Source organism: Methanobacteriaceae archaeon (assembly GCA_029219465.1).
Lineage (GTDB): Archaea > Methanobacteriota > Methanobacteria > Methanobacteriales > Methanobacteriaceae > Methanocatella.
Window position 1 is genome coordinate 156,291 of the sequence record JAQXTL010000004.1, and the last position, 12,239, is coordinate 168,529.

Annotated in this window: 14 protein-coding genes and 1 pseudogene; 8 read left to right on the forward strand and 7 right to left on the reverse strand. The window is 30.9% G+C overall.

What is annotated here, in order from left to right:
- Positions 1–9: 9 nt before the first annotated feature.
- A complete protein-coding gene (locus tag PUD86_02430) occupies positions 10–966 on the forward strand; it encodes a Gfo/Idh/MocA family oxidoreductase (GenBank protein MDD6776141.1) in 957 nt (318 codons plus the stop codon).
- Positions 967–974: 8 nt separating this feature from the next.
- Positions 975–1,583 carry an orotate phosphoribosyltransferase-like protein gene (locus PUD86_02435; GenBank protein ID MDD6776142.1) on the forward strand — a complete coding sequence of 203 codons (609 nt, stop codon included), beginning with the start codon at positions 975–977 and terminating at the stop codon, positions 1,581–1,583.
- 32 nt (positions 1,584–1,615) lie between these two features.
- Here the strand turns inward: PUD86_02435 and PUD86_02440 are convergent, their stop codons facing one another.
- The 3 genes from PUD86_02440 to PUD86_02450 all read right to left on the reverse strand — a co-directional run bounded on the left by PUD86_02440 (position 1,616) and on the right by PUD86_02450 (position 2,985).
- Positions 1,616–1,951: a hypothetical protein gene (locus PUD86_02440; GenBank protein ID MDD6776143.1), complete on the reverse strand. Its 336-nt coding sequence runs from the start codon at positions 1,949–1,951 to the stop codon at positions 1,616–1,618.
- Positions 1,952–2,151: 200 nt separating this feature from the next.
- Positions 2,152–2,448, reverse strand: a complete 297-nt coding sequence (locus tag PUD86_02445; GenBank protein ID MDD6776144.1) for a hypothetical protein — start codon at positions 2,446–2,448, stop codon at positions 2,152–2,154.
- A gap of 18 nt (positions 2,449–2,466) precedes the next feature.
- Positions 2,467–2,985 carry a nitroreductase family protein gene (locus PUD86_02450; protein MDD6776145.1) on the reverse strand — a complete coding sequence of 173 codons (519 nt, stop codon included), beginning with the start codon at positions 2,983–2,985 and terminating at the stop codon, positions 2,467–2,469.
- A gap of 122 nt (positions 2,986–3,107) precedes the next feature.
- Between PUD86_02450 and PUD86_02455 the strand changes: the two genes are divergently transcribed.
- Complete coding sequence (locus PUD86_02455; GenBank protein MDD6776146.1) at positions 3,108–4,301, forward strand: aspartate kinase; 1,194 nt, start codon at positions 3,108–3,110, stop codon at positions 4,299–4,301.
- A 370-nt stretch (positions 4,302–4,671) separates the two neighbouring features.
- Here PUD86_02455 and PUD86_02460 read toward each other — a convergent pair whose 3' ends face one another.
- Positions 4,672–5,070, reverse strand: a complete 399-nt coding sequence (locus PUD86_02460; GenBank protein MDD6776147.1) for a PaaI family thioesterase — start codon at positions 5,068–5,070, stop codon at positions 4,672–4,674.
- 75 nt (positions 5,071–5,145) lie between these two features.
- Between PUD86_02460 and PUD86_02465 the strand changes: the two genes are divergently transcribed.
- From PUD86_02465 to PUD86_02480, 4 genes and pseudogenes are all read left to right on the forward strand, one after another.
- The gene (locus PUD86_02465) at positions 5,146–5,622 is read left to right on the forward strand and encodes a GNAT family N-acetyltransferase (GenBank protein MDD6776148.1); all 477 of its coding nucleotides are present in this window, start codon (positions 5,146–5,148) and stop codon (positions 5,620–5,622) included.
- Between the two features lie 232 nt (positions 5,623–5,854).
- A complete protein-coding gene (locus PUD86_02470) occupies positions 5,855–6,586 on the forward strand; it encodes a type II CAAX endopeptidase family protein (protein MDD6776149.1) in 732 nt (243 codons plus the stop codon).
- 104 nt (positions 6,587–6,690) lie between these two features.
- Positions 6,691–7,335 carry an MFS transporter gene (locus PUD86_02475; GenBank protein MDD6776150.1) on the forward strand — a complete coding sequence of 215 codons (645 nt, stop codon included), beginning with the start codon at positions 6,691–6,693 and terminating at the stop codon, positions 7,333–7,335.
- Between the two features lie 45 nt (positions 7,336–7,380).
- A pseudogene (locus PUD86_02480) lies at positions 7,381–7,746 on the forward strand (hypothetical protein).
- A gap of 381 nt (positions 7,747–8,127) precedes the next feature.
- On the opposite strand, the gene PUD86_02485 reads toward PUD86_02480, so the two are convergent.
- Together PUD86_02485 and gdhA are read right to left on the reverse strand one after the other, a co-directional pair.
- A complete protein-coding gene (locus PUD86_02485) occupies positions 8,128–8,613 on the reverse strand; it encodes an MGMT family protein (protein MDD6776151.1) in 486 nt (161 codons plus the stop codon).
- 204 nt (positions 8,614–8,817) lie between these two features.
- A complete protein-coding gene (gene gdhA / locus PUD86_02490) occupies positions 8,818–10,152 on the reverse strand; it encodes an NADP-specific glutamate dehydrogenase (protein MDD6776152.1) in 1,335 nt (444 codons plus the stop codon).
- A gap of 517 nt (positions 10,153–10,669) precedes the next feature.
- Between gdhA and PUD86_02495 the strand changes: the two genes are divergently transcribed.
- Positions 10,670–10,888, forward strand: coding sequence for a hypothetical protein (locus PUD86_02495; protein ID MDD6776153.1), 219 nt, complete (start codon positions 10,670–10,672; stop codon positions 10,886–10,888).
- A 32-nt stretch (positions 10,889–10,920) separates the two neighbouring features.
- Here the strand turns inward: PUD86_02495 and prf1 are convergent, their stop codons facing one another.
- Complete coding sequence (gene prf1 / locus PUD86_02500; GenBank protein MDD6776154.1) at positions 10,921–12,165, reverse strand: peptide chain release factor aRF-1; 1,245 nt, start codon at positions 12,163–12,165, stop codon at positions 10,921–10,923.
- Positions 12,166–12,239 lie beyond the last annotated feature (74 nt).

Consider the following 12,239-nt stretch of genomic DNA (forward strand, 5'->3'; position numbering starts at 1 on the left):
GGAATTTAATTGAAAACTGTTAACGTAGGAGTTATAGGTGTAGGTGCAATGGGTGAAAACCACGTTCGTGTCTATCACAAAATAGAAGAAGCAAATTTGATGGCAGTAAGTGATGTAAGTGAAAAAGCACTTAAAAAAATCGAAAAGAAATATGGTGCTAAAGGATACACCGAATACAGTGCATTACTCGAAAACCCAGAAATTGAAGCTGTAAGTGTATGTGTTCCAACTACATTCCACCACGCAGTAGTAATGGAAGCAATCAAACATGGAAAACATGTTTTAGTTGAAAAACCAATTGCATTCACATTACAAGAAGCAGAAGAAATGATTGCAGCTGCTAAAGAAGCAGGAGTAATCCTTGCAACAGGACACGTTGAAAGATTCAACCCAGCTGTACAAAAAGCTAAAGAACTCGTTGAAGATGGAGTTATCGGAGATATTGTATCTGCATTTGCAAAAAGAGTAGGACCACTCCCACCAAGAATCAAAGACGTTGGTGTATCCATCGATTTAGCTATTCACGATTTAGACATTATGAATTACTTATTTGAAGAAGAAGTTACACAAGTTTACGGTACTATGAACAGTATCTTAGATGACTGTGACTTTGAAGACCATGCAGAAATTATGGTCAGCTTTGATAACGAATCAACCGGTATTATTGAAGTAAACTGGTTAACTCCATACAAACGTAGAGAATTAGAACTTACCGGTACTGCAGGAATCATCTCTGTAGATTACATGAAACAAAGTATCGAAGTTTACGGTAAATTTGCTAAAGATATTCAAATTAAACATGAAGAACCTTTAAAAGGAGAATTAATCTCATTTTTAAACTCAGTAGTCAATGGAACTGAACCAGAAATTACTGGTGAAGATGGATTAAAAGCTCTCAAAATGGTTATTGCTGCAAACAAATCCTCCAAAGAGCATAAACCAATTAGTTTTGATGAATTATACTAGGTGATAATGTGAAACAAAAACTCATCGAAAAAGCACAAGAATTAAGACACCATGGATTTACCACTGGAGAAATTGCTGATGAACTTAACGTAAGTATGGATACAGCAAGATGGTTAACACTTCAAAAAGCAGAAGTAAAAACCGATGCACCAGTAGACTTTGCTATCAACTGGAAAAGCATTGGTGGAAATTCCACTCGTTTAAGCTACGTTTCAGGTGCTTTAAGTGACATGGCATTATCCCATGGAGAAGCAGATACTGTTGTAGGTATTGCAGTTAGTGGAGTTCCATTTGCAACTGTAATGGCTGATTTCATTGAAGATATGACTGGAGTAGATACTTCCTTAGCTATTTTCCACCCAAACAAACACAGAAAAGATCACGATGAAACCGATGACGAAGGTGCAATAAGTACCAACTTCGGTAGTGTTGAAGGAAAAAGAGTTGTTATTGTAGACGACGTTATTACCAGTGGAAAAACAGTAAAAGAAGTAATTCATACAGTAAAAGATTTAGGTGGAGAACCTACCTGTGTTACTGTATTAATTGACAAAGCAGGACTTTCTGAAATTGAAGGAGTGCCTGTTGAATCCTTAATTAAAATTAGTAGATTATAAAAAATCTACTTCTAATCTTTTTTTTAAAAATATTATTGATATAATACATCAACATCATCAAGTGTTAATTTATCATCACAGGAATCTACTTTTTCAGCACAAACCCCTCCGATAACACCAATACTTTGAATATTATTTTTTAAAACAGTTGTAGAAATAATTCCATGACCTTTTGAAGATAAAACAAATAAATCAAGAAATGTTTCATCTTCCCCTACAATAAATGCAGGTTCAATAGACTCACAGGCATTGGTTTGGACTTTGATTAAAACATGTTTCATTTTATCATCATCCTCAATTCCAATTTCACGTCTGATATTCTCATCTAATTTTTTTACTTTTTTACTCCAGTTAATCTGATTGTTCATATTCTCACCTGTTTTTTATAAAATAAACTCAATAGTGTGGTTTTAAAAGAAAATAGCTATTTTAAATAAAAATACACCAAAAAAGTGTAATATATACTATGGATTAATTCATATTTGAAATTTTTGAGAATTAAAAAAAGTTAAAAAATGCAGATATGCAAATAAAAAAAGAAGAAAAAATGTAAAAACAAAAAAATTATTTAATCTTTGAAATACAAGTCAGATGGTCTTCCAATATATTCAAAATCATCTTTATTGTTTAAGTATTTAACACCAATAACTTTTTTGCTTGGGAATAGAGTTACAACACTCATTCCATCATCAACATCAATGTTAATAAATCTTGGATGTTTACCATATTCAGTTTTAATTTTAATTATTTTATCATTTTCAATAAGTTCAGCATGTTCAAATTCATCACTTATATCGGTAGAATACCAATGTTGAGGAAGTTTAACTCTAATATCTAACATATCTAATAACTCTTTAACATGCATTTAAATCACCATATTTAATCAAACTAAAAAATGAATTTTGTTTTTATCAATATCTCCAATATTATGAGGCTCCGGAATATCATCAGAATGACCAATAGCCAAAATGCCGACAATTCTATAATGAGAGTCGACTTTTAGGATATCACGTACAATTTCTTCTGAATTTTTACCATCACGATTTCTCAAATGGACCTGAACCCAACAGCTTCCCAAATCCAATTCTGTTGCCATTAGATGCATATATGTTAGTGCAATAGATGAATCTTCACACCATGTATCAGCAATCATTGTATCTGCTAGAACAACAATAGCTTTATTTGCATTTGCAATCAAATCAGCACCATGATCTTTGCATTTGGAAAGTTCTTCTAAAGTTTCTTTGCGATTGACAACCATAAAGTTACACGGCTTTCTGTTCATGCTTGTTGGAGCAAGAAGTGCTGCTTGTAATATTTTACCAAGCTCTTCTTTTGTAACAGGCTCGTCAGTAAATGTCCTTGTACTTCTTCTTTTAAGCATGGTGTCAATTAACCTCATAATTTAAAGTTTGTATTTCACATATAAAAAATATTTGATATAATTTTAGAAAAAATACTGGCGAAATATGTAAACATTTAATAGAAATATCATACATACATTATTACATTAGGTGAATTTTAATGGATTTAATAGTAGCAAAATTTGGTGGTACCTCTGTTGGAAATGGAGGAAGAATTAAAAAAGCTGCCGAATCAATAGCAAAAGAATATAAAAAAGGAAAACAAGTAGTTGTTGTTGTATCTGCAGTCAACAAAACAACAGATGACTTAATAAAGCTCGCTGATGATGCAATTACTTGTAACCTCACGGACAGACAACATGCTGAAATTGTTGGTATGGGTGAGAGAACCTGCGTTAGATTATTCTCTGCTACTTTAGAATCATTAGGAGTCAAATCAACATATATTGACCCATATTCAGATTTATGGCCAATTATTACCGATTCCAACTACCTTGAAGCAAAAATTGATTTTGATAAGACAAATGAAAAAGTAAATAAACTTAGAAACTTATTAGATCAAGGAATTGTTCCTGTTGTATGTGGATTTCTTGGAAAATCAGGCAATCACATGACCACATTAGGTCGTGGAGGAAGTGACATTACTGCATTTTTAATTGGAGAATGTTTAAATGCAAATGAAGTAATCATTGTAACTGATGTTGATGGAGTTTTATCAACTGATCCAAGAAAAATATCTGATGCAAAGCTTCTTGAAAGCATTACTGTTGATGAGATGAAAACTCTTGCAACACACGGAGCTCAGGTATTGCATCCTAATGCACTTGACTATAAACATCCAAAAATTGATGCTAAGATTATTAACTTTGAGCACGGTGATTTAAGTTCAAAAGGAACCAAAATTATTGGACCTAAAGACTACAAACCAATTGATTTGTATGAAAATCCTGTTGCATCAATAACAATTGTTGGAAAAAGTTTATTAAACAAAGTCGGAATTGTATCCACACTTTCAAATATTCTTTTGGAAAATGGAATCAATCTCTTTAAGATGAATCCTCACCATAACTCAATTACTGTTTTTATTGACAGTAAAGATGCAAATAAAGCATATGAGTTATACCACGATCATGTTATTGAAAATGAAGATTTAAGCTCAATTTCACGTGATAAGGATACTGCAATGTTTAGTATAACAACTCCTGAAATCAATGAAATTACTTTGACACATCTTTTAGTTGAAAATGACATTGAACCTGTCTTAATCAACTATACTAAAACTGAAATTTTATTATTTGTTGAGTGGGAATTCAAGTACGAAGTTTCCAAATTACTCAACACTTACAAAAATTAATTAATTGATGTAGATTACACAATTCTAAAAACTAATTTTTAAAATTTACATCAATATTCTTAACTTTTTAATTCAAATTCTTGAAGAAATAATCTTAAGTTTCATTTTAATTAACCGAAGAATTGATTTAATTAAATGAGAACTCATAGCAAAAAATAAGATAATCTATTTTTTAAAATTTCAAACAAAAAAAGACAGAATTATAAAAAGTTCTATAATGTTGCAGTTTGCAACAATATAGACTTGTACAAAAATTCAAAGTGCGGCAGGCACTTTGAATGGCATTTTTCACGACTTATTATTAGCCATCATTATTTATTAATTTTCTATAATATAAATTAAATGGTTTTGTTCTGAAGGTTTATGAAACCTATAATTTAAAACCAGTACCTACAAACTGAGCAACATCACGACCGACATCATCACTGACATCTACAATAATAATAGAGGATGTTCTTCCGTTTTTACGACAATAAGCCTCAGCAGTTAGTTTATTTCCTTTAGGTGCAGACAAATAATTAATGCTTACTTGTTGAGCAACAGTCGGTTGATGGAGCTGATTAGATAAAACAGCAAATGCAAAATCAGACAATGTGAAGATTACACCACCCATAACACCACCATAAGCATTTTTATGAATATCAGTTATCTCTAGAGAACAAATAGCTTTATCTTCGGTTAATTCATCTAGAGTAACACCAGTTTCAACTGCAAATTTATCCTTATAAAAAAATTCTCTTGCTTCTTCCAATGAATTAAAATTAGCCATAAAACTACCTCAATTTATAAATTAGTAATAGTATTAAATAAAGTATTGCCCAAATATTAACTAAGGAGAAATATTATGTCCAAATTAACATTTAAAATAGCTGAAAGAACAGATTCAAAATTAATTTTAGAATACATTAAAAAGCTTGCAGATTATGAAAAAAGATCAGATGAAGTAATTGCAACCGAAGAGTCTATTGAAAAATGGGTATTTGATGAAAAACAAGCAGAAGTAATATTTGCTCTTGAAGATGATATTCCAATTGGATTTGCATTATATTTCTTAAGTTTTTCAACATATCTCGGTAATGTAAATATGCATTTGGAAGACTTATTTATCGATCCAGAATACCGTGGAAACGGATACGGAAAAGCATTACTCAAAGAACTTGCAAAAATAGTGCTTGAGAGAGGTTACGGTCGTTTTGAATGGACCTGTCTTTCATGGAACCAACCAAGTATTGATTTTTATGAATCAATCGGAGCTAAACAAAAAGACTGGAATGTATTCCACTTTACCGGTGATGAACTTAGAAATTTTGTAGATGAATAAACCCATTTACTTTCTTTTTTTAAACAATTTAATAAAATAAAAAGATATTTAAATCCAGATTAATAAAATTGTTAAGTGAAAGATAATTCTTTCATGAAGAGATAAAATGTGATTTAAATATCTGAAAAATACCCAGATTTTATAACATATCCTAGACAGTTAAAAGGATACACATGGTATAAACCATTATTAACCATAATCCTTGCAGGAATCTTAACTAGTGTCCTTTACAATGATTCTTGTCATTGTTGTTTCAGGAGGAAGCACTTCTGCAATGGCAATGTTAAACGGAGGATATGATGGATTAAACACATACTCTTTCAGAGGTCTTGTATCATTGGCATGTACTGGAATGTTAGTACCTGCAACATTAATAGCTGCAAGACTTGTTGGAGGAAGACCAATTTCTTCATACTTACATTCTAGAGAAAGCTGGAACTGGAAATTGTTTATTTATCCATTGATAATAACAGTATTAGTTCTTATAATCCCGTCAATATATCTTATATACACACATAAGTTAACATTTGACAATCATTTTACAATTGTAACATTATTACTTACTTTGATTCTTGCACCACTACAAACCTGTGGTGAAGAACTCTTATACCGTGGAGTAATAATGCAGACCTTAGGATCCTGGTTTAAAATACCAATTTTAGCAATTATCATACAATCATTGCTTTTCGTAGTTATACACCCATATAACTTAATTGGAATGGTTGACATCTTATTCTATGCTCTTTTCTATGGTATTGTTTCCTGGAAAACAAAAGGTCTTGAAGCTTCAATGGCTATGCACACAGCAAATAACACTTTCTTATTTATCTTGCTTGGTGTAGGATTAAACTTCTTTGGAAAAGATACAAGTATGGAAATTTTCTTATTAAATGCAATATTTACTGGAATTATTACAGTAATTGTATTGTTCTTAAATAAGAAATATAACTGGTCAGAAAATTAAATAAAAGGAAAATATTTACTTTCCCAATTCTTTTTTTATTGAAAGAAACATGTTTTAAAAAATATTACAGGAGAAAACAATAATGGAACACCCAAGGATTTTACATGTTATCTTCAGCAACAATGCTAGAAAGTTTCAGTTATTTTGTATTCGCAGTGATACTAGTACTTTATATGACTGATGTATTGCATTTTACAGATTCATTTTCAACATATTTCTTTGGAATAGCTTATGGTATGACTTATTTATTCCAAATAGTTGGAGGATATCTAAGTGACAGATATTTAGGAAACAGAAAAGTAGTATTGATCGGAATAATTTTAATAGCAATTGCACAGTTGATTTTTACATATGATGCAAGTCCATATCACATATCAGCAAATATGGCAAATCATTCCACATTTTTATACACAAATCAAGAAATATTATTCCTCATTGCAGTAATTGTAATGTCAATTGGAGTGAGCTTTTTTACAGTAAGTATAACTTCATTTATTAGTTTATTTTACAAAGAAGACTCAAAACTTGTTGATTCAGCATTTTCAATATTCTACTTATTCAGAAATATTGGAGGATTTCTTGCACCAGTAGTTGTAAGCAGTGTTGTAGGTATTCACGACCCTAAATTATATCAGTATGGATTTTTATATGGCTTTATTGCAATAATCGCATGTTTAATTCTATTTTTAGCATTTAAAAACAAAACTTTTGTATCTGTTGATGGAAAACCACTTGGAGTTACACCATAATTTAAACTTCAAAAAGAAAATAAGCAAAAAAGTAGTGCTAAATTAAGCAAATCAGAAATCAGTAATTTAAAAGCAATTGCGTTAATATTAATGGCAGTTATTGTATTTTTAATGTTCAGCCAACAGATATTTACAACAATTATTCTTTTTGCAAAACAGCACGTAAACAATATACTTCCAATTATTAATTCACAAATATCCCATTCACTTTATGTATCTATAAATCCACTGTTTATCATAATCCTTACTCCAATTTATCTTAAATTATTCCATAAACTCAGTGAAAAGAATATGGCAGTTAATACATATACAAAAATAGGAATAGGATTGTTATTAACAGGAATTGCATTTTTAGTTCTATTTATTGCAACACATGATTTAAATGCAAATACAAAAATAAACATGGTTTGAATCATATTATTCAGTTTCTTTTTAGATAACGCAGAACTACTTATAATACCAGTTTCTTTAAGTTTAACTTCGAAATTAGCACCAAAAAAATATGCTTCATCAATAATGGGGATATTTTATGTTTCATTCAGTATTGCTTCAATAATTGGATGAGTTCTAGCATCAGCATTCCCGAATAATAGTGCAACAATGCTACTCAATACAATTCCAATTGCAAATATTCAAACATATTTCATGATATTTGCAATAATAGGGCTTCTTTGTGGAGCGTTATGGTTATTATTTAGAAAGAAAATTGAAAACCTTACCACAATATAATAATGGTTAAAGTCAGTGAAACTGGCTTTACAACCATTTCACCATTATAAAACTAAAAAAGAGCTATTCTAAATCAAATAGCTTATCTTCATAGTTTTCAACAAAATATCTTAAATTTTTTCTACCCCTTACAGTAAAAGTGTGGCCTTCTTTTTCAAGCATTTCTTTTTGATATTCTATTCCACCAGGAAACTTCGGATTTAATTCCCCATCTTTTTTAAGAGTTCTCCAGAAAGCTATTTTATTATCATCACGCTCTTCACTAGCTTTTGATGCTAATGATATAAATATTCCTGCGGTAAGTGGGCAAGTAAATTCTGCATTATACTTTTTAGCCAAGTATTCTCTTATTTCAACCATTGTAATTACTTTTCCTTCAGGAATTTTAGACATGATTTCATGATATTCAATTGGTGGTGCAAGAAGCATGTTTTCTCCACCATAACGTTTAATAGACTTTTCATCTTCAATTTTGATTACTTTTGGCATGTCCTTTGAATCATGCAATTTCTCATTAAAACTTTTAAGTGCAATAGTTTTAAATTTCACTTCAAAAGTATAAAATATTATTCTAATAATTGGAATAATGTTAAAAAAAGTAGTTTTAATTGAATGAAGATTATCTTGTTAATTGATAAGATTAAAAATTAGTGTATTTAAGAGGGTGAGAGAAAGATTTTCCCATCACAAAATGTGATGGAGAATTTATCTTCTCAATGATGTTTTCTCTATTTAATTTAAATATGGCTGAATCTATACGATTCCTTGAGCATTCATTGCGTCAACAACTTTTTTGAATCCAGCAATGTTTGCTCCTGCAACATAGTTTTTCTCCATGTCGTATTCTTTAGCAGCTGCGTCAACATTTGCAAAGATGTCTTCCATAATACCTTTGAGTTTTGCGTCAACTTCTTCAAAGGTCCAGGATAATCTTTGGGAGTTTTGAGACATTTCTAATGCGGAAGTAGCTACTCCACCAGCATTGGATGCTTTACCTGGTGCGAATAATACGCCATTTTCTTGTAAGTATTCAGTAGCTTCAATAGTGGTTGGCATGTTTGCTCCTTCAGCAACAGCAGTAACACCATTTTCAACTAAGATTTTTGCATCTTCTAAGAGTAATTCGTTTTGAGTAGCACATGGTAATGCGATGTCACATTTAATGGTCCATACACCTTTACCTTCGTGGTATTCTGCGCTTTCTCTTGCTTCTGCGTATGCAGTTAATCTTTCACGTCTTACTTCTTTTACTTCTTTGAGTAATTCTACATCGATTCCTTCTGGGTCGTAAATCCAACCGGTAGAATCGGAACAGGTTACTGGTTTACCGCCTAATTGTTGAGCTTTTTCAATAGCGTAAATTGCTACGTTTCCAGCTCCGGAAACTGCGATAGTTTTACCAGCAAGATCAATGTCATTTGCTTTTAACATAGCGTTAGTGAAGTATAATAATCCATAACCAGTAGCTTCAGTTCTTGCAAGGGAACCACCGAAGGTTAATCCTTTACCAGTTAATACTCCTTCGTATAAGTTTGTGAGTCTTTTGTATTGACCGAATAAGTATCCTACTTCACGAGCACCTACACCGATATCTCCAGCAGGTACATCAGTGTCAGCACCAATGTGTTTTGCTAATTCAGTCATGAAACTTTGACAGAAAGCCATAACTTCTCTATCAGATTTTCCTTTAGGATCAAAGTCAGATCCACCTTTTCCTCCACCAATTGGAAGTCCGGTTAAGGAGTTTTTGAAGATTTGTTCGAAACCTAAGAATTTAATAATACCAACGTTTACAGAAGGGTGGAAACGTAATCCGCCTTTATAAGGTCCAATAGCACTGTTGAATTGTACACGGTATCCAGTGTTTACTTGTACTTGTCCGTTGTCATCTACCCAAGGAACACGGAACTTGATTTGTCTTTCTGGGTTAGCTAATCTTTCAAGAAGTGCATTTTTTCTGTATTCGTCTTCATTTTCTTCAATTACAACTCTTAAAGATTCCATTACTTCACATAAAGCTTGGTGAAATTCTGGTTCTCCAGGGTTTTGTTCAATAATAGTTTCAATTACTTCATCTACGTATGACATAAATTATTCCTCCAAAATTAAATTTCTAATTTATTTGAGAATATTATTAAATTAAATTTTTTTGCTGACTTTGCAGCAGATTTAACAATATAATTAATTATATGGATGTTCTCATATTTAAATATTATTCAATTTTTAGTAAAATATTAAATCAAATCCCATATATTTTAATAATTATATTAAACAATGTACAATAAAATATAACAAATAATAATTAATTGAACATAACTTTTAAGATAAAAATTTAAAATGTCTAACTAAAATAATCAAAAAATGGACAAAGTCGGAAAATCATTGCCAACCAACAAATTCCGAAGTCATGAAAAATACAAAAACCACATTTTCAAACTAAAAAATCATGAAAATCCGAACAATATATAACAGTATTTTTAAAAAAAATAAACAAAAATATATAGAAAATAAAAAAGCACATTGCTTTATATACCATTATCGACAATATACAATATATCATACACTGAAAATTAAATTTTAGTGTACAAACTAGCAAGGTGATTTAATGAACGGGGACAAAGTAACAAAAACACAATATGATAAATTAAAAAACAGCTATCTTGCAAAAAACAGAACACTACACTCATTGTATGTAGAAATTAACGAGGAAACACCAGTAAACCAACAGTTATTTTTTAAATTAATCAACAAGATCCGCCAAGAAGAAGGATTAAGTGATTATTATACAATAGATAAAAAGAAAAAAAGAGAAGCAATATTATAGAAAAATTTGGAATTTATTCCAAAATTCTATAATTAGTATTCAACATAATATCTTAAAACAGCAGCAATACCACCAAATGCTCTGAAAAGTTGCATACCTTCTTCAGTTTCAGTGGAAATGAATTCTACAACAGTATTCATTTCTTCTGCTTTTTCAACAAATTCATCAGCTAAATCTTTAGACGCTACTTCTTTAAAAGTATCATTACAGTTAGGACATTTTTCATCGAATTTATCTGCTTCAGCCTGAGTTTTAACAGTTGCTTCAATTTGAGTACCACAGTTGGTACATTCAAATGTTTTACGCATGCTGGATAAATCTTCAGAGATAAGTAAAGTGTCTACAGCACCCATAATCAAGTTAGTTCTAACCTGATTTTCACCGTAGGAACATAATCCTTTGTCTTTGGTTAATTCTTTTAAGAATCTTTGAACTTGTTTTTTCTCATGCATTACATCTAAGTTATCTAAGATGTCTGCAGATTTATCAATAACTTCACGAATACCCGGTTCTCCAGTATATGAAGTATCTACTGTTGCAATTATTTTGTCTTTAAGTTCATATTGGAGGTAATCTCCTTGAATGAATTCTTCTTTGGTAAAACCAGGTCCACCAACAATAATTCCTTTTAAATCATCTTTGAGATCTAAAAAGTCATCATTCATATGTTCTCCAACACGTTTTTTAAACTCGTGAGCAGCAAGGTCAATTACACGGTCAAACCTTCTTTGTGATTGTCCCCCAGCCTTGTGCTTACCTGGAACACCACTGGTCAAGTGAGATAAAATATTAACTTTTTTACCTTTTAATGTAGCAATAGTAGCTTCTTTTCTGTCAACTACTGCAAGACCGTAGGTATCTCTTTCTTCAATGATTTCTTCTAAAGGTTCAACGAAAAATTCGTTGTTACATTTATACCAGTAGGTTGTAATTGGTTCAGGTGGTTCTAAAACGAATTTTTCCATCTTTTCAGTACCCGGACCACCTTTAGGAATCATACCTACAAATAAAACTAAACCATTTGCAGGAGGTTGTTTGTATAAACGTATGCTTTGTAAGATTACTTCAATTGCAGATTGTACATTTTTTCTTGTTTGTTTACTCTTAATGTTAGCACTTTGTCCGAGTTCATCTCTCATGTGCTTACCAACATCACTTAATTGTTTATCAGGCGGAATGTAAACGGAAACAAGCTCTGTACCTCTACCTCTTTTTCCAGATAATTCTTTTAAAGTTTTTTTGAATTCATATAATTCTTTTGATGATACTTCAGCCATGTTATCCCTTATAATAATTAAATCAGTATAATAGTATAAATTATCTTTTTTTATATATAAATAATTAATGAAAA